This is a genomic window from Pantoea sp. X-Soil-MYKO-1289 (assembly GCF_059730625.1).
Genome location: NZ_AP036004.1, coordinates 1,783,766 through 1,802,239, shown reverse-complemented (window position 1 = coordinate 1,802,239; position 18,474 = coordinate 1,783,766). Strand labels below are relative to the sequence as shown.

Annotated in this window: 16 protein-coding genes; 8 read left to right on the top strand and 8 right to left on the bottom strand. The window is 60.9% G+C overall.

Going from position 1 to position 18,474, the window contains the following annotated elements:
• The first annotated feature begins 231 nt into the window (after positions 1-231).
• Positions 232-1,305 carry a porin gene (locus AC6I7Z_RS08620; RefSeq protein WP_497813873.1) on the top strand — a complete coding sequence of 358 codons (1,074 nt, stop codon included), beginning with the start codon at positions 232-234 and terminating at the stop codon, positions 1,303-1,305.
• Between the two features lie 100 nt (positions 1,306-1,405).
• On the opposite strand, the gene AC6I7Z_RS08615 is transcribed toward AC6I7Z_RS08620, so the two are convergent.
• The 8 genes from AC6I7Z_RS08615 to AC6I7Z_RS08580 form a co-directional block, all read right to left on the bottom strand.
• Complete coding sequence (locus AC6I7Z_RS08615; protein ID WP_497815417.1) at positions 1,406-2,314, bottom strand: bestrophin family protein; 909 nt, start codon at positions 2,312-2,314, stop codon at positions 1,406-1,408.
• 110 nt (positions 2,315-2,424) lie between these two features.
• Positions 2,425-3,867, bottom strand: a complete 1,443-nt coding sequence (locus tag AC6I7Z_RS08610; protein ID WP_497813872.1) for a YchO/YchP family invasin — start codon at positions 3,865-3,867, stop codon at positions 2,425-2,427.
• Between the two features lie 163 nt (positions 3,868-4,030).
• On the bottom strand, positions 4,031-4,828 hold the full coding sequence (locus AC6I7Z_RS08605; RefSeq protein WP_497813871.1) for a glucose 1-dehydrogenase: 798 nt from the start codon (positions 4,826-4,828) through the stop codon (positions 4,031-4,033).
• A 12-nt stretch (positions 4,829-4,840) separates the two neighbouring features.
• Positions 4,841-5,908 (bottom strand): ABC transporter permease, encoded by a 1,068-nt coding sequence (locus tag AC6I7Z_RS08600; RefSeq protein ID WP_048786390.1) that lies wholly within the window; start codon positions 5,906-5,908, stop codon positions 4,841-4,843.
• A gap of 53 nt (positions 5,909-5,961) precedes the next feature.
• Positions 5,962-7,488: a sugar ABC transporter ATP-binding protein gene (locus AC6I7Z_RS08595; RefSeq protein ID WP_497813870.1), complete on the bottom strand. Its 1,527-nt coding sequence runs from the start codon at positions 7,486-7,488 to the stop codon at positions 5,962-5,964.
• Positions 7,489-7,497: 9 nt separating this feature from the next.
• Positions 7,498-8,109, bottom strand: coding sequence for a DUF2291 family protein (locus AC6I7Z_RS08590; protein ID WP_497813869.1), 612 nt, complete (start codon positions 8,107-8,109; stop codon positions 7,498-7,500).
• A 45-nt stretch (positions 8,110-8,154) separates the two neighbouring features.
• The gene (locus AC6I7Z_RS08585) at positions 8,155-9,090 is read right to left on the bottom strand and encodes a D-ribose ABC transporter substrate-binding protein (protein WP_333620916.1); all 936 of its coding nucleotides are present in this window, start codon (positions 9,088-9,090) and stop codon (positions 8,155-8,157) included.
• A 55-nt stretch (positions 9,091-9,145) separates the two neighbouring features.
• Positions 9,146-9,943 (bottom strand): GolD/DthD family dehydrogenase, encoded by a 798-nt coding sequence (locus tag AC6I7Z_RS08580; RefSeq protein WP_497813868.1) that lies wholly within the window; start codon positions 9,941-9,943, stop codon positions 9,146-9,148.
• 379 nt (positions 9,944-10,322) lie between these two features.
• On the opposite strand from AC6I7Z_RS08580, the gene AC6I7Z_RS08575 reads away from it, so the two are divergent.
• The 7 genes from AC6I7Z_RS08575 (at position 10,323) to AC6I7Z_RS08545 (ending at position 18,473) form a co-directional block, all read left to right on the top strand.
• Entirely contained in the window at positions 10,323-11,141 is an 819-nt protein-coding gene (locus AC6I7Z_RS08575) for a DeoR/GlpR family DNA-binding transcription regulator (protein ID WP_497813867.1), read from the top strand.
• Positions 11,142-11,912: 771 nt separating this feature from the next.
• On the top strand, positions 11,913-12,407 hold the full coding sequence (locus tag AC6I7Z_RS08570) for an SH3 domain-containing protein (protein ID WP_179944743.1): 495 nt from the start codon (positions 11,913-11,915) through the stop codon (positions 12,405-12,407).
• A gap of 85 nt (positions 12,408-12,492) precedes the next feature.
• Positions 12,493-13,710 (top strand): type IVB secretion system protein IcmH/DotU, encoded by a 1,218-nt coding sequence (gene icmH / locus AC6I7Z_RS08565; RefSeq protein WP_497813866.1) that lies wholly within the window; start codon positions 12,493-12,495, stop codon positions 13,708-13,710.
• Complete coding sequence (tssM, locus tag AC6I7Z_RS08560; RefSeq protein WP_497813865.1) at positions 13,710-15,824, top strand: type VI secretion system membrane subunit TssM; 2,115 nt, start codon at positions 13,710-13,712, stop codon at positions 15,822-15,824. Before icmH ends, tssM begins: the two co-directional genes overlap by 1 nt.
• 13 nt (positions 15,825-15,837) lie before the next feature.
• Positions 15,838-16,536, top strand: a complete 699-nt coding sequence (tagF, locus tag AC6I7Z_RS08555) for a type VI secretion system-associated protein TagF (RefSeq protein ID WP_497813864.1) — start codon at positions 15,838-15,840, stop codon at positions 16,534-16,536.
• A 36-nt stretch (positions 16,537-16,572) separates the two neighbouring features.
• The gene (tagH, locus tag AC6I7Z_RS08550) at positions 16,573-17,700 is read left to right on the top strand and encodes a type VI secretion system-associated FHA domain protein TagH (protein ID WP_497813863.1); all 1,128 of its coding nucleotides are present in this window, start codon (positions 16,573-16,575) and stop codon (positions 17,698-17,700) included.
• The gene (locus AC6I7Z_RS08545) at positions 17,697-18,473 is read left to right on the top strand and encodes a PP2C family protein-serine/threonine phosphatase (RefSeq protein WP_497813862.1); all 777 of its coding nucleotides are present in this window, start codon (positions 17,697-17,699) and stop codon (positions 18,471-18,473) included. The genes tagH and AC6I7Z_RS08545 overlap by 4 nt, the downstream gene beginning before the upstream one ends.
• Position 18,474 lies beyond the last annotated feature (1 nt).

Below are 18,474 nucleotides of genomic sequence, written 5' to 3'. Positions count from 1 at the left end.
ATTTAAAGCAATAAAATCAATAAATTATACCTCAAGCCTCGCCTTAACTCTTTAATCGGCGATAATTACCCCCGCGACAATAAGATTAAAAAACAAACAACAGAAATGGCAAAATAGCCCTTGAAATATTCAGTTACACTTATTGCACTAGGTCAAATTATCCTTTTGTGTCATTTTTCTTTCACCCCAGATAGCGGGGAATAATAACTAACAAAGACAGGGTAAATATAAATGATGAAGCGCGCGTTAGCGGCGGCAGTGGTGTCGTCTCTTGTGGGAATATCTGCCGGCCAGGCAGCGGAAATTTATAATAAAGATGGCAACAAACTCGACTTAGTGGGAAAAATTAACGTCTCGCACCTGTTTTCCAACGACAGCAGCAACGATGGCGATACCTCTTCCTATACGCGCCTCGGCTTTAAAGGCGAAACCAAAATTACCGACCAGCTGACCGGCTATGGCTTCTGGCAGTATCAGTACAGCCTGCGCAACTCGGAAGGCAGCGACGCGCAGACCGGCAACCGCACCCGTCTCGGCTATGCTGGCCTGAAGTTCGGCGACGCCGGCTCGATCGACTATGGCCGCAACTACGGGCTGGTCTACGACGCGTTCGCCTATACCGATATGCTGCCCTTCTTCGGCGGCGATTCCGGCTACACCGACGCCTTCCTGGCAGGACGCTCTACCGGCCTGCTCACCTGGCGCAACAAAGATTTCTTCGGCCTGGTTAAAGGACTGAGCCTGGCGGCGCAGTATGAAGGTAAAAACGATCGCGCCGGCAACACCGACGGCGTGCGCCGCTCCAACGGCGACGGCTACGCCCTTTCCGCCAGCTACGCCTTCGATTTCGGCCTGAGCTTTACCGGCGCCTACGCCAGCCTCGACCGCACCGAAGCGCAGAATGCAGCGGCGCGCGGCGACGGCGACAGAGCGCAGAACTGGGCGACGGCGGTGAAATATGACGCGAATCAGATCTATCTGGCGGCGATGTATGGCGAAACCCTGAACGCCACCCCAATCAGCGGCGGCTTCGCCAATAAAGCGCAGAACTTCGAAGCGGTGGCGCAGTATCAGTTCCTGAACGGCCTGCGCCCGTCGATAGGCTACGTCTCATCAAAGGGCAAAGAGATTGAGAATATCGGCGACGCCGACATCTTCAAATATGTTGCGGTGGGCGCCACTTACTACTTCAACAAAAACATGTCGACCTACGTGGAGTACAAGATCAACCTGCTGGACGACAACAACCCGCTGGGCCTGAAGACCGACGATATCACCGCCGTCGGCCTGATCTACCAGTTCTGATAAGATTTTACCCTCACTCTGCGCCCGGTCCGTGTCAACCGGGCGCGCAGGGCCGCGCAAGCGGCCTTTTTTCGCTCCCCGCAGAGACGCGCCGTCAGGGCTAGGTCAGACGGTAGTAGGCGTCCGGGCGCAGCGGCGTCGGCAGCGTCTCCTCTTCCCCCGCCATTTCCCGCAGGCTGATCTCGATATTGGCGCAGATCGCATCCATCGGCAGATGGTTGTTCTGATAGCCGAACGGCATCTCCAGCTCTTCCGCCAGCGTATCCAGCGACAAAAAGGTGTAGGAGATAAACATCGATACCAGCGGCGTCATGTAGTGCAGATCGGGCGCCAGCGCGAACGGCAGCAGCGTGCAGAAGAGATAGACGGTGCGATGCAGCAGCAGGCCGTAGGCGAACGGCACCGGCATGCTCGCCAGCCGTTCGCAGCCGCCGAGCACCGCCGCCAGTTGATTCAGGCTCTCGTCGATATTGCTCCACACCAGATCGCTGATTTTGCCCTGGCGACGCTGATCCGCCAGCCAGTGCGAGAGTTGAAGATGCAGCATATTGGTCGGCGAGCGGCGCGACAGCACCCACTCGGCATCTTCCCCGAGCAGCCGCTGCAGATCGGCGCGCGCGTCGCTGCGGCGCAGCTGGTGCTTCAGGCTGTAGCAGAACGCCAGCAGCAGCGCCTGAATACGCGGCGCATCTTCAGGAAAGAGCGCCAGCACCTGCCGCTGTAGCGTGCGGCAGGCGATCAGCAGCGCGCCGAAAAAATGGCGCGCCTCGCTGAAGCGTGCAAAGCAGACGCTGTTGCGAAAGCCGAGAAACACCGCAATGGAGACGCCAAGCAGGCTAAAAGGCGCCAGCGTCAGCTTTATGCCGAGCGTCTCGTACCAGTTAAGCAGCCAGAGCGCGAGCAGCGACATCAGCAGGTTGAGAAACAGACGAAATGAAATAACAGGCAGCACAGAGCCGTGCCAGGCGAACAAACGAACGAACCAGTGGCGATGGGGACGAACGATCATGATCTGCAGGTGATAAGGGATTTTGCGGCGATTCTGCGACTTTCCCACGCGCCTGACCAGCGAAATATTGTGACAATTGTCACACTTTATCGCCGGCCGCGCGTTTGCTGTCAGGGCGCCATAATATCGAAGCGATCGGACGCCGCACCGGCATCGGCCTGCATCGGCGGCTGCACCTTCAGGGTGATCCAGTTCGAGGTGACGCGCTGCTGCTTATCATCCTCCAGCGTCACCGACAGGCGGTACTCGTTGCTGGCGCCTGGCGAGTCATCCCAGGCGGGCACGATCAGGCTCCAGCCCTGCGGCTGGCTGTTATTGGCGGGCGGCGTCAGGCTCAACGCCTGGGTATCCCCCTGCCAGCTCACCGCCTTAATCGGGTGGCTGTGGCGGATCTGCAGCTTCAGCGGCAGGCTTTCGCCCGGCGTCAGCTGCCACGGCGGCGTGGCGAGAAACACCGACAGGGTTTTGCGCTGGCGAAAATCGAGCACCGGCGTACTGGAACGGGTGACGCGGTCATAGCGGCTGCCGCGCAGCGAACGCGCCTCGGCGACGTTGCTCGCCTCCAGCTGTTTGCTCAGCGCCACGCCGAAGCGATAGTTGAGCTTTAACCCCAGCTGATCCTGCGTCTCGCCCGCGCTGCTGGTCTTGTGGCTGGCCGACAGCGTCACCAGCGGCACCGGCGTATAGGAGAGGCCGAGCGACAGCGCGGAGGGGTTGTGATAGCGGTTGCCGCTGTGAAAGAGATCGACGTTGTCGCCGAGATACTGCTCCCAGCTCAGCGACACGCCGAGCTGACGATAGAACGGCAGATAGCTCTGCGTGGTGATGTCGTAGCCGCGCGCCATGCGCTGCTGTTCGCTGTCGCCGCTGTTCTTCCAGCTGCCTACCGGGTGATAGTAGTTGGCGGAGAAACGCAGATTCTCGTTCCAGGCTTCGGTGCCGAGCGAGGCGCGCTGCTGGCCGATAGCGAAGCTGCGATCGAGAAAGGCGTTATAGCCCAATAGCCAGTCCGGCGTCACCCAGCGCTGGCCCAAACCGATATTGCCCACCAGCCCATCGCTGGTGTCGCGCACCCCCACCTGACTAAAGGTGAGATGGCTGCGCTCGTCCGCCAGCGCGGTGAAGAGATCGCCGCCGGTGCCGGTAAAGTTGCCCTGCATATCCACCATCAGATCGAGCTGGGCGTTGCCGTAAGGCGACAGCAGCGACTCCCCTTCGCTTTCCACGCGGTTCGCCACCTCGTCGCGAAAATGGTTAAAGGCCCAGACGCCCGCCTGCTGGCCGAAACTGGTGCTGTTATCGCTGTTCTGGCTCGCTTCGCCGATATCTTTGGCGATAACGGCGAGCCGCTTATTCCACTCGTCGTCGCTCTGCGCGTTGCCCAGCGACGGCAGCGCCGCCAGCTGCTGGTTAAAGCGCGCCGGATCCTCGAAAGGCGTCTCCGCCACGGAGGCGGTTCCGGTGAAAGCCTGCGCCGCAGGCACAGCGGAAAGGATCGCCGCGACAAGGGGCGAAGAGGCAAAAAAGGGGCGGGCAAAGCGGTGAAAAAACATAGCGTCTTATCGGGTTTTTCGGCTGATTAACGAGACCTGTCTCACAAAATGGCTTGAATCAACTTTAACACATCATGATGAGTTTGCAGAGAATGGCGGTGATAAGCGGATAAACCAGGGGAAAAGCTGGATAAACTCAGATTTATCCAGCCTGAAGAGAGGGTCAGGAGAAGATGAGCCCGCCATCGACGTTGATGGTCTGGCCGGTAATATAGCGCGCGTCGTCAGAGGCGAGAAACGCCACCAGCCCGGCGACATCCTCCGGCTGGCCGGCGCGCTTCAGCGGAATATTCTCGACCCACTCCGCCATCAGCTCGCCCTTGCCATATTTTTTCTCATCGGTGCTGAGGATCTCGCCCCAGACGCGGTCGTTATAGTCCCACATCTCGCTCTCGATAATGCCGGGACAGAAGGCGTTGACGGTGATATGCCAGGGCGCCAGCTCCAGCGCCAGGCTCTGGGTAATGCCGATCACCCCCATCTTGCTCGCCGCGTAGTGCGGCGTGTAGATAAACCCCTGACGCCCCTGGCCCGAAGAGGTGTTGATCAGGCTGCCGCCGTTCTGCTTCACCATATACTTCGCCGCCTCGCGGCAGCAGAGCCAGACGCCGGTGGTGTTCACCGCCAGCACCTTGTCGAAATCCGCTTTCGGCATGGCGTCGAAGCGATCGATGGTGATCACGCCTGCGTTCTGAATCGACACGTCGATGCGGCCGAAGCGCTCGAACGCCTGCTGATAGAGCTGCTGGACCGCGGCTTCGTCGGTGACGTCCGCCTGCAGCGCCAGAATATCGCTGCCGTACTTCTCCTTTAGCGCTTCGGCGGTGGCGAACACCCGCTCGGCGTTGGAGACCATCACCAGGTTCGCGCCGTCGCGCGCGAAGCGCGCCGCGATGCCGGCCCCGATGCCGCGACAGGCGCCGGTGATTACTACGGTTTTTCCTTGAAAATTACGCGTCATGTTGCCCTCCGCTTATCCATGACTGACTTCAGATACCGATGTCGACTGCTGCTTTTTTTCATGGCGACGCAGCAGCACCACTTTGCTTTGCAACCGCTGCTGGAACTGGTCGATCACCACGGCGGTGACAATCACCAGCCCCTTGATCACCATCTGCCAGAAGTCGCTGACGCCCATCATCACCATGCCGTCGGCGAGGAAGACGATGACGAAGGCGCCGATAATCGAGCCGGAGACGCGGCCGCGGCCGCCCGCCAGCGCCGTGCCGCCCAGTACCGTGGCGCCGATGGCGTCCATCTCGAACATATTGCCGGTCATCGGATGGGCGGTTTGCAGCTGCGACGCCACCACCAGCCCCACCAGCCCGGCGCAGAGGCCGGAGAAGGCGTAGACGAAAATTTTCACCTTCACGATCGGCACGCCCGCCAGCCGCGCGGCCGATTCGTTGCCGCCGGTGGCGTAGATATAGCGTCCCAGCGGCGTTTTGCGCGTCAGGTAGAGTCCGAGCAGCAGAAAGCCCACCATCAGCCAGATCGGCAGATAGATGCCGAGCAGCGTGCCGGAGCCGAGAAAGGCGAAGCCGGTGTTGCCGAGCGCCGGCAGGCCGACCAGGTTGGCGTAGGTGCTGCCGTCGTTGAACAGCAGCGCCGCGCCGCGCGCCACATACATCATCCCCAGAGTGCAGATAAAGGGCGCGACGCCGAGCCGGGTGATCACCGCGCCGTTCACCAGCCCAATAATCACGCCGAACAGCGCCACCGCGAGGATCACCTCCGGCACGTTGAGAAACAGGGTATTGCCGCCCCACAGCGGCACGCCGCTGGTGAGCAGCGCGCCCGCCACCATGCCGCAGATGCCCGCTACCGCGCCCACCGACAGATCGATGCCGCCGGTGAGGATCACCAGCGTCATGCCGATCGCCAGCAGCCCGGTAATGGCGACGTGCTGGGTCATAATCAGCAGGTTCGACGGGGTAAGGAAGTTCGGCACCATAACGCTGAAAAAGCCGATGACGATCAGCAGCGCGATAAAGGTGCGCGCTTTCAGCAGGTACATATAGAGCAGGTATTTTTGGTTCATCATCTCTCCTGCGGGCGAACGATGTCGCCCGTCATGCCTGGTAAACCGGCGGCTTAGTCATGCGGCGTTGAGGCCGTAATCAGTTTTTCGCGCGTGACGTCAGCGCGGGATAAATCGGCGGTGATACGGCCGTCGGCCATTACCAGCACGCGATCCGCCAGCGCCATCACCTCATCCAGTTCGGAAGAGGAGAACATCACCGCCAGCCCCTGCTGCGCCAGCGTGCCGATCAGGTGATAGACGTCGGTTTTCGCGCCGACGTCGATGCCGCGCGTCGGCTCGTCCAGCAGCACCACCTGCGGCCCGGTCATCAGCGCCTTGCCCAGCACCACCTTCTGCTGATTGCCGCCGCTCAGCGAGGTAATCGGCAGCTCGGGATCGCTGACCTTGATCGCCAGATGCTGGATCATCTCGTCGACGCGCCGCTTCTCTTTGGCCGGATGCAGCAGGCGCAGCGCGCGGCGGAAACCGCGCAGGCTGAGGTCGGTCAGCGTCATGTTGGCGGTGATCGACATCAGCTGCACCACGCCTTCGCCCTGGCGATCCTCCGGCACCAGCGTAATGCCGCGCTTCAGCCGCTGCTGAAAGCTGCACCGCTCCAGCGCGCTGCCGGCCAGCCGCACCTTGCCCGACTGGCAGTGCATCAGGCCGATTAGCCCTTTGAACAGCTCGGTGCGTCCGGCCCCTAAAAGGCCGTAAATGCCGATCACTTCCCCTTTGCGCAGCGAGAAGCTGACGTCGTTGAGCCGGTAGCCGCCGTTCTGATGCAGCGCGGTCAGACCCTCTACCTCCAGCACCGTTTCGCCCTGCGCCGCCGCCTGATAGTCAAAGTGCTTTTTCTTGTCGCCGACCATCTGTTCGATAATCCAGGGCACGCTGGCGTCGCGCACCTCGCGCTCGCTGATAAAGCGGCCGTCGCGGAAGATAGTGATGTGATCGCCGATCTCCATCAGCTCCTCCAGCCGGTGCGAGATGTAGATGATGGTGACGCCGCGCCGCTTCAGCTGTTCGATAACGTTGAACAGCACCTTCACCTCCGACTGGCTGAGCGCGCTGGTCGGCTCGTCCATAATCAGCACGCGCGTATCTTTCGAGAGCGCCCGCGCGATCTCCACCAGCTGCTGATGGCCGATGCCCAGCTCGCCCAGCGGCGCGTAGGGATCGACATCCAGCTCCAGCCGCTCCAGCAGCGACTTCGCCAGCGCATACTGATACTTCTCGTTGATCACGCCGCGCTGGAAGAACTCGTTGGCGATAAAGATGTTGTCCATCACGTTCATGTTGGGAAACAGGTTCAGCTCCTGAAAGATAATGCTGATGCCCTGTTTTTCCGCCTGGTGCGTCGAGGAGAGCGATACCGGCTCGCCGTCGAGCAGAATTTCGCCGCTGGAAGGGGTCTCTACCCCGGCCAGCATCTTCATCATGGTGGATTTGCCCGCGCCGTTTTCGCCGATCAGCACGTTGACCTTGTTGCGATAGACGCGGTAGTTGACCTGGTCGAGCGCGGTGACGCCGGGATAGATGCGCGACAGGCCGCGCGTCTCGATAATCACCTCGCCGTCCGCTTGTGGATGCTGCATAACCGCTCCTTACTGCCGCGCGATGGCGACAGGCGTCACGTTCGGGATCTGCTGCGGCACATCCCAGCTGCTGAATACGCCCGTCAGCTGCACCTTGTCGCCGACTTTCGGCTTGAAGGCGGTCATCATGCTGGAGGCCTGCTGATTGATGGCGCGGCCGTAGTCGCCGAACAGCACCTGGTCGTTAAAGTCTTGATAGCTTGACCCTTTATAGGCGTCGCGCAGCGCGGTGCCGGGAATAATCGGTCCGGTCTGCACCGTGATGTTGTCGCCAGAGGCGTCTTTTACCGTCATGCGCCCGCTGCGCGACGTGGTATTGACCGCCGTCACTTCGCCGCTGACGCTGACGCTAAACACGCAGGGGTTTTCAGCCTGGCTGCGATAGCCCAGCGTGCTGCAGGCGGTGTCGAAATCTTTCGCCGCCTGCAGCGCCTTCAGCAGTTCGCCCGCCGGTTTCGCGTCGCGCTGCACCTGCGGCACCAGCTGTTCACGCCAGGTCTGGGCGATATTCGCCATCTTCGGGTTCGGCGGATTTTTCAGATCCGCCAGCTCCTGCTGCGACACAATGCGGCAACCGCTGAGCACAATCATCGGAAGCAGAAGCCAGAGTCGTCTGTCCATGGGGTTCTCCTGACGCCCGTCCAGGACGGGCGCCGCTGCAAGGGGTTACGACTTAAAGTTGAAGTCCTGCACGCCGCTGGCGTTATCCGGCGTAATCAGGATGCCGCGGAACATCACGCGCTGCTTCGCCGGCTTGACCCCTTTCTGAATAAAGTTATCCAGATCGGTGACGCCCTGCGCGGCGATCGCCTGCGCCTGCAGCATCACCGTGGCTTTCAGCGTGCCCGCCTTCACCGCGTCGCGCTCGTCGTTGCTGCCGTCGATACCCACGACGGTGACGTCGTCGCGGCCCGCCGCTTTCAGGGCGGCGATCGCCCCCAGCGCCACCGGTCCGTTGCCGCAGATCACCCCTTTCACATCGGGATGCGCCTGCAGAATGCTGTCCATGATGCGCTTGCCGTCGATCAGGGTGCCTTTCGCATCCTGGCGCGCCACGCTCTGCATATCGGGATACTGGTCCAGCACCTGATGGAAGGATTTCGAACGCGTCACGCAGTTGTTGTCCGCCAGGTTGCAGGTCAGCTCGGCATATTTGCCCTTCTCGCCCATCTTCTCGACGAACACGGTGGCGACGTCGGAACCGGCCTGAAAGTTGTTATGGGTGATCTGCTCCAGCGCCACATCGTCGACCGGGATTTCACGGTTGATCAGCACCACCGGAATACCAGCCTCTTTGGCCTTTTTGATTGCCGCGACGCTGGCGGTGGAGTCGGCGTTGTCGAGAATAATGCCCTGCACTTTTTTGCCGATAGCGGCGTCGATCAGCTCGCTCTGCTTCTTGACGTCTTCGCCGTGCGACAGCACCGAGGTTTTGTAGCCCAGCTCTTGCGCCTTGAGGTTGGCGCCCTTGGCTTCCGAGGCGTAATAGGGGTTATCCAGCGAGTTGACGAGGATCATGATGGTGCCTTTCTCCGCCGCGAAGCCGGCGCTGGAGAAGAGGCTGGCGGCGATCGCGGTGCACAGCAGGGAGCGGATTTTCATGGCGATATTCTCTCTTCTATTTGTAGGGGGATGAGGCTTTCGGGCTGGTGCTGCATTACCAGATGGTGAAACCGCCATCGATCATCAGATCGGCGCCGGTAATCATGTCGCTGCCGTTGCTGGCGAAAAACAGCACGGCGGCGGCGATTTCGTCGGTGTAGGCGAAGCGGCCTAACGGGATCAGCTTTTTCATCGCTTCGCCCTTCTCGCCGCGCCAGGCTTTTTCGCCCATCGGCGTCAGCACCACGGTGGGCGACAGGGTATTGACGTTAATACGGTGCGGCGCGAACTCTTTCGCCATCACTTTGGTCATGCCGAGCAGGCCCGCCTTGGCGGAGGTGTAGGCGACGTGGTTATCAATCGCGATCGAGGCCGCCTGCGAGGCGATATTGATGATTTTGCCCCCTTTGCCCGCCGCGACCATGCGTTTGCCCGCCGCCTGCGCGCAGAGAAACGGCCCGGTCAGGTTGACGGCGATCTGCTTCTGCCATTCGGCGAAATCGGTCTCCAGCACCGGCTGCAGCATCACGTAGCCGGCGCAGTTGACCAGGATATCGATCTGGCCGTAGTGCTGCGCCACCTCGTCGAACGCCCTCTCTACCGACGCCGGATCGGTGACGTCGCAGGTGACGAACTGCACCTTGTCGGCGTCGAAGCTGTCGCGCAGGCTGGCGACCTTTTCCGCTTCGAAAGGGGGATAGAGCAGCGCCAGACGCGCCCCTTTCGCCAGCAGCATCTCGTTGCTCGCCATGGCGATGCCTCCGAGTCCGCCGGTCACCACCGCCACTTTGCCGCCAAGATCCATCGCGCTGTCGACGCCGTAGCGCAGGTTTACGTCATATTCGCTGCTCATCTCTACCTCTCTTGTGTCGCTGCCGGCGGCCGCTCCAGCTAAAACGGATTTTTCCGGGCTTACGGGATATTTGATTTTCGAACAAAAATATAAGCTATCGAATCGCAATGGTATGTGGGTGAGATCAAATTTCATACACCTCGCGAAAATTATTTTTATCCCCTTGTTTTCGCGTGATATAGCTTGATGGGCCTGAAACGGGCATGGATAAAGGCGCTACGCGAACCCTGCGCTTTCAAAGGGATGCGAGATTATGATTTTCGTTCGAAAATAACCGGCGCGTTGGGTCGTCTCGCATTCGCCAAAAGTGCGGGGTAAACTCAGCGTCAGGCATCAATTCGCCGGATATAACCGTGGTTGAGAAGAGGGAGCATTTCGATTGAAAAGCAAAACTGAGCAGCTTGCCGATATGCAGCAGCGCCGCGAAAAGATTCTGGAGATGATCCGCGAAGACGGCACGGTGACGGTTAAGGCGCTGACGGAGGCGTTCGGCCTGACGGAAGCCACGATCCGTACCGACCTGAGAATGCTGCAAAAGCAGGGATTTGTGCAGCGCTATCACGGCGGCGCGACCCTGATGACCGGCAAGCAGAATACCGGCGCGCTGCTGCTGGAGCGGCAGACCCATCTGGAGGAAAAAGAGGCGATCGGCCGACTGGCGGCGCAGCATATCGAAAATGGCGACACGGTGATTTTCGATTCCGGCACCACCACTACCGCCATCGCCGAGGCGATCGGCCATATTCGCCGCCTCTCGGTGGTGACCACCGCGGTGAATATCGCCCTCAAGCTGGGCGGCGAACCGGGCATCAACATTCTGCTTACCGGCGGCACCTTTAAATTCCCAACCCTCTCCACCTCCGGCGAAAAAGCGGCGAGCTTTTTTGAAAACGTGCTGGCGCAGAAGCTGTTTCTCGCCACCGCCTGCATTTCGCCGCGCCTCGGCCTCAGCTTCCCCAGTGAAACCGACATCAAGGTGAAAATGGCGATGATTAACTCCGCCAGCACGGTCTATGTGGTGGCGGACTCCAGCAAAATCGACAAGGTGTCGATGTTCGCGCTGCCCTGCGACTGGAGCCATATCCACTATTTGATCACCGACAACGGCATCAGCGCGGCGCAGATCGCCGCCTTTGAAGCGCTCGGCGTCAACGTGCTGGTGGCGTCGCTGCCGCAGGCGCAGCGGCGCGCAGTTTAGGCCTGCGTCATAAGGCAGACAAAGCGGCTGCTTATCGCCGGTCCGGTAAAAGAGAATAAAAAAAGGCGTCCGATCGACCTGGCTGCGCAGGTAGACGGACGCCTTTATCCAAAGCACTGTTTCACCACGGCTGGCGAAAGCAATGCGAATGCCTTATTGCTCAAGCAAGCCACATGCCAGATTGCACAACCCTCAGGAACGCTGCCTGAGCACCGCCTCTCCGCCCGATCGACTTTGCGGCTGCACTTCGCCAACGCACCATGCGCACACTTGTTGTGCATCCCTTTCGCTCAGCGTCGCCTTATGTGGGCAAAAAAAGCAAAAGCCGTGCCGGTTTATGGAAAAAGTGCGCGCGCTTTCACCCGTATATTCTGAAAATCGCAGGCGAAAAAGGAGAGGCGCGGAAGGCGCAGGTGGCTAAAGCGATTAAAAAAATTTAATAATTTCCTATTCCTGGTGGCGCATGACAAAATAGCCTGCTTCATAACTCATCACGTTACGGCATTCATCCTTAAATTTCGTTTAACTGAACTACTCAGCGACCTTTTTTGGTATTTTTGCGCGCCGTGCGTCAGGCTGACTAGCATGGCTTTAGCGACCGCGCAATGGTTTGAAATCTCAAAAGTCTTAGGTAGACTGGATGCAGTACTATCCTGATGTAATTTGTCTGTTTTTTTAGCTGATGCTGTGAAGGCATGATGCCGGGCGCAGGTCGTCACCAGCGTGACGATGGCGACGTATTATGCAGTTACTCTGATGAAATCGAGGAACATGGTGAAAAAGAGTCTTGCGTTAATGCTGCTGGCGACATTGACCCTGGCGGGCTGTAAAGCGCCGCCGCCGTCTGTCACCGATGACACGCTGGTCACCAGCGAAGTCAATGGCGTTAAGTTAGTGCATCGTCATGCGGTCGCCGCGCCTGCTGAATTTACCCCGGTTAATGAAACCTGGCGCGCGCTCTATGCGGCGTCGGTGATGACCACGCCCGACTACGGCGGCAAAGTGGTGCGTTATCTGGAAACCGGCAAGCCGTTCGAAGTGCTGGGCAGCGTTGAAAACCACTGGCTGGCGATCGCCGACCAGGCCGACGGCCCGCTGATCGGCTATGTTCCGCTGAAAGCGGGCGTAGAGAGCAGCCGCTACGACGCCACGCTGCGCAGCGATCGCCCACGGCCGCGCGGTAAAAATAAGCAGGTTTGCGTCGATGTCGGCGGCGCCAGCAAAGCGTGCCGCACCAACGATACCGCGACCTGGATCTTAGACTGATAATGAAATCCGGCGCATATTGCCAGTTTGTCATCCCTGAGCTAGCCACTCAGGGATCTGCTCTTGTCTGGAAGAATCCCCGTTAATGACTCAGGAATCGCAGGCCGCAGAGGCGAACGCCTCGGGCAACGATAATCTTTTACTGCAGGCTGCGGCGCCGTTGCTGAACGCCGTGGTGCAGCTTCGCCAGGCGGTGACGCACGACGACCCCGCCGGCCTGCGTCAGTCGCTGATTGATGAAATCCGCCAGTTCGAGCAGCGCTGCAAGCAGGCGGGACTGCCGTTCGAGATGATTATCGGCGCGCGCTACTGCCTGTGCAGCGCGCTGGACGAGGCCGCGGCGCAAACCCCGTGGGGCACGCGCGGCGTCTGGTCCGGTAACGGCATGCTGGTCACCTTTCACAATGAAAGCTGGGGCGGCGAAAAATTTTTCCAGCTGCTGTCGCGCATTTCACAAAGCCCGGCCCAGCACCTCTGGCTGCTGGAGGTGGTGCACTACTGCCTGCTGCTCGGCTACGAAGGCCGCTATCGCGGCAGCGACAGCGGACGCGTGCAGTGCGACGCCATTCGCAAGCGCCTCGCGAAGCTTATCGAGGAGACGCGCCAGCCGCAAAGCGGGAGCGCCAGGCCGCTGGTCCAGGTGCATCCGCTGGTCAGCAGCATCTCGCGCCCGATGATCCCGCTCTGGGCCTGCGCTACCGTCGCCGCGCTGCTCGCCTGCCTGCTCTACAGCGCGCTGAACTGGCGGCTCGGCAACGACGCCGAACCGCTGCTGCGCGCCATTTATCAGACGCCGCTGCCGCAGATCACCGTCGGCCGCCGTCCCTCTTCGCCGCAGGCGCTGCTCGATTTGCGCCAGCGCCTGAACGACGTGATCGCCGCTGGCCAGCTTGAAGTCAGCGACGGCGCGTTCGGCAGCAAGGTGATTATTCCCGCCGACAAGCTGTTCGCCGAACAGGGCACCGCTATCAATCCAGTCGGCCGCGCCTTACTGGCCCGCGTCGCCACGGCGATGAAGAACGTCAAAGGCACGGTGCTGGTGTCGGTCTTTACCGACAATCGCCCGGTGGACAATAGCCGCTTCGCCTCCAGCTATGAATTCTCGTTCGCTCGCGCTCGCGCCGTGACCCAGCTGCTGCAGTCGCAGCTCGCCGACGCCCATGCGATCCGCTCTGAAGGACGCGGCGACAGCGATCCCCTGCTGCCCAACGACAGCAACGAAAACCGCACTCGCAACCGCCGCGTCGAAATTACGCTGTTCGCCGCGCCGGAAACGCTCAGTAATCATCAGGGAACCCAGTAATGCGCGCATCCTTACGCCCTGCTCTCACCCATCGCCTGCTGTGGAGTTTTATCGGCGTGACGGCGCTGAGCTGTCTCGTCTGGATCCTCGGCCCGTTCTGGAGCTGGGGAGAGACCCGCCCGCTGGAGCCGGCGCTGCCGCGCCAGCTGACGGTGGGCCTGCTCTTTTTCATCTGGATTTTGTTTCAGTTTATCCCTTCGCTCTATCGCGCCTGGTTCAACAGCAAGCTGCTCGATAACCTGCAGCAGGCGGGCGCGGAGGATCTCTCCGACCGCCAGGCGACCGAGGAGCTGCTCACCCAGCGCTTCAGCGAGGCGGTGATGCAGCTGAAACGCATGCCCCTCAGCCGCAAAAGCAACAGCCGCTGGCTAGCGCGCATGCAGTCGAGCTATCTCTATCAGCTGCCGTGGTATCTGGTGATCGGCGCGCCCGGTGCGGGCAAAACCACCGCGCTGCTCAACGCCGGACTCGACTTTCCCCTGACCGACAGCGTCGGCAAGACCGCGATTCGCGGCGTAGGCGGCACCCGCCACTGCGACTGGTGGTTTACCGACCAGGCGGTGCTGATCGACACCGCCGGACGCTATACCCTGCAGGAGAGCCAGCGCGCGCGCGACGCCGGCGAGTGGCACAGCTTTATCAATTTGCTGAAGCGCTACCGCACGCGCCAGCCGATCAACGGCGTGATCATGACCCTGAGCGTGGCGGATCTGCTGAGCGAATCGGCCGAGGCGCGCTATGCCCAGGCGAGCGCCATGCGCAATCGTCTGAGCGAGCTGCACCAGCAGACCGGCATTCACTTTCCGGTCTACGTCATGGTGACCAAAACCGATCTGCTCAAAGGCTTTTTGGGCTATTTCGGCGCGCTGGAGAAGCGCCAGCGCGACGCCATCTGGGGCTTTACCTTTCCCTGGGAGCCGGGCAAGCCGCATAAAGATGACTGGCACCGCAGCTTTCATCAGCAGTTCCACCGACTGGAGCAGCAGCTTCAGCAGCAGCTCAGCCACAAGATGGCGCAGGAGCGCGACCTCAGCCAGCGCGCCGACTGTTTCCTCTTTCCGCAGGAGTTCGCCTCGCTGCGCCCGCTGCTGAGCGAGTATCTCGACGTGGTTTTCTCTGACCAGCAGGAGTCGATCGCCTGGAGCGCCCGCGGGCTCTTCTTTACCAGCGGCACCCAGGAGGGTCTGCCCTTCGACCGTATTATGGGCGAGCTAAGCCGCAAGCTGCAGCTGCCGCAGGCGGGCGGTCAGACCATCGCCGCCTGGGACAGCGTCAACCGCAACAGCCCGATCCCCGGCAACAAGGGCCAGAGCTTTTTTATCCGCGATCTGCTCAGCGACCTGGTGTTCCGCGAAAGCGGCCTTGCCGGCAGCAACCGCCACTGGGAGCACCGCAACCAGCTGCTCCACTGGATTGGCTACGGCGTGCTGGCGGGCGCCCTCACTATCGCCTCGGGGCTCTGGCTGATCAGCTTTTTCCAGAACCAGCGCTACCTCAGCCAGGTGGCGGAGCGCGTGCCGGTTATCGCCAGCCAGAGCCAGCAGGTGATCCATCAGCCGGCGGATAATATTTTTGATCTGCTTCCCTTTTTGAACAACCTGGTGAAACTGCCGCTCTCTGAGCATTTTTCGCTGGATAATCCGCCAGTTACCATGCGCGCCGGGCTTTATCGCGGCACCCAGGTCAGCGATGCCGCCTGGGCGCTTTATCAAAATGCGCTAAAGTCTTTGCTATTACCGCGCGTCGCGCAGCAGATCACTAACCTGCTGCGAAACGACAAGGGCGACGACAATGAGTACAGCCGTAATGCGCTGCGCGCCTACCAAATGCTCTATCAGCCGCGCAACTACGACGGCGAATTTTTACGCGCCTGGCTGATGCAAAATTTGCAGCGCTCGCTGCCTGAGAACGTTAGCGCGCGCGACCTGCAGCAGCTCGACTGGCACCTCAGCCAGCTGCTGGATCAGCAGATTCAGTCTTCGCCCTATGCGCGCGACAACGCGCTGATGATGCGCAAGCTTGCGGAAAATCTTAAAAATGCGGGCCGCGAAGGCAGCGCGCTGGCCGTGACGCCGGCGGCGGACGCGCAGCGATTGACCGCGCATAGCGAGTAATGATGAGGTGAGTATGGCTGCGATCGTCGCCCCCGGCTGGTACGGGAAGCTCCCCTCAACCGGCGATTTCCTTCGTCACCGGTTGAGCGAGAAACATATCGCGCCCTGGACCCACTGGTTTCAGCAGGGGCTGATGCACTGGCACAGTCAGGAGCAGGCGGCCACCAGCTGGTTTTTGCAGGCGCCGGTATGGAACTTCGTTCTGCCGATCACGCCGGGCGTGCAGCAGGTGCAGATGGGCTGCCTGATGCCCTCGTGCGATCGCGTGGGCCGCGCCTGGCCGCTGCTGGCGCTGCGCACCTTTCCGCTCAGCCAGTGGCATCCGGCGCAGCTCGCGATCTCCGGCGACTGGTTTCAGGACTTAGGCGCCACGCTCTATCAGGCGGTGCAGGTGCAGATCGCGCCGGCCCAGCTGGAGCAGCAGATGCAGGCGCTGCCGCCGCTGCTGGTGCCGGAGAAGCAGCATTCCGACATTATGGACGTCATTGGCTTTAGCGACCTGCCCTGCACCCTGAGCTGGCGCGAGGTGGCAGACCGCTTCGATCCCCAGCAGCATATCAGCTACTGGTGGACCAACCGCTGCGACGGCTTCGCCCATGCGACCCATAAGCACAGCGGCAACCTGACGGCGCAACTGTTTTTATTACTTTTTAACCCGGCGGCAGGTACTCAGCCGGGACGTAACGGCCTCTATCCGCCAATGTTCGAATAACGGCCTTGCGTTTGCCCATCAGACACGGGATGACTCATGCAATTTACCATTGTGCAGTGCAATACGGATGTTCCGGTAAAAACCGTGGCGTTTCAGCCGCCCGGCGGTACCATCGGCCGTAGCCAGGATAACGATCTGGTATTGCCGGACGAATCGCGCGCTATTTCGCGTTTGCAGGCGCTGGTGCACCTTTCCGCCGACGGCGAGTGCCGCCTGACCAACCAGGGTAGCGTGACCGCGGTGGTACACAATGGCGTCGCGCTGGAGCGCGGCATGCAGGTTCAGCTGCGCCATGGGGACGCGCTGCAAATTGGCGAATATCAGCTTGCCGTGCAGGATCCGGCGCGCGCCGACGCGGCGAAGGACGATCCGCTGGCGCTGTTCGTCAGCGAGCTGCAGCTGGAGGACGATCCGCTGGGCATGTATGAGATTGAACCAACAGAGAGCGTTTTCTCTGCCCCGCCTGCTGCGTCGCGCCACAGCGACGCGCGACTGGCGATCGATCCGCAAAAGAGCGAGGCGCCGCGCCCGACCGGCATCGCTTTACAGGATCAGGAGAAGCTGATCGCCGCGCTGCTGGAGGGGATGGGGCTGAACAACGGTCACGCCACGCCGATCGACGAAGAGCAGATGCGCGTCACGGGACGGATGCTGAGTCTCTTTTCACAGGGCACGGTCGCGCTGCTGTCGTCGCGCCAGATCCTGAAGCGCGGCGTCAAGGCGGATATGACGATGATCCTGAACGAGGCGAACAACCCCTTTAAGATCCTGCCCTCCGGCAAAACCGTGCTGATGCAGATGTATCAAAGCCAGATGCCTGGCTTTATGCCGCCGGAGCAGGCGGTGCGCGATGCGCTGGTGGATCTGCAGGCGCATCAGCTCGGCATGATCGCCGGTATTCGCGCCATTATCGCCGCCATGCTGCAGTCGTTTAACCCGCAGCGTCTGGAAGAGCAGGCGCGCAGCGAGGGCGTGCTGCCTAAGCTCCCCTTATCTGTCGCCCGAAAAGCTGCGCTCTGGGACTACTTTACGCGTAACTATCAGCGCACCGCCGGCGAGATCGAAGATGACTTCCACACGCTGTTCGGCGAAGCCTTTCTGCACGCCTACGATGTGGAAGTGAACCAGTACAAAGATTCGCAGACCCGGACGGACGACGCATGAAGATTGTATTTGCCAGCCGCTGCCAGCAGGGGCTGCGCGATGAGAACCAGGACCGCACCGGCGCGGAGATCACCGACGAGAAGGCGTGCTTCGTGGTCTGCGACGGCGTGGCGGGCCTGGCAGGCGGCGATCGCGCCGCGCAGCTGGTGCGCGATACCCTGCTCGCCGATCTGCGCGACCAGCCGCGGCTGACGCCGGAAAACACGCACGCGGCGATTGAGCGCTGCCGCGCGGCGCTGCGCGAGGCGCAGACGCAGCAGCCCGCTTTCTCCCGCATGAGCACCACGCTGGCGGCCCTGTTTATCGATCGCCCGCAGCGGCGCGCCTGGTGGGCGCACGCCGGCGACAGCCGGGTATACCACTTCCGCCACGGCACGCTGTTCGACGTCACGCGCGATCACAGCCTGGCGCAGCAGTTAAAGGATGCGGGCTATGAAAATACCGGCATTAACAGTAATTTACTCTATAATGCGCTCGGCGCGGATCCGGCGCGTCCGGTGACCTTCTCCGCCGAGCTGGCGCTGGAGGATGGCGACGCCTTTCTGGTCTGCACCGACGGTTTCTGGCTTAACCTGACGGCCAGAGAGATGGAGCAGGCGCTGCGTATGGTGAACGCCTGCGAAGAGTGGCTGGCGCTGATGGAAAAAGCGGTCAGCCGCAGCGTGAAAAAGGATAATCTCAGCGCGCTCTCTGTATGGATCGGCGAACCTCAGGACGCTACGTTGCTTTATTCTGCGGCGGATTCGGCACGTTTTCTGCCGCCCCGCGACTGAT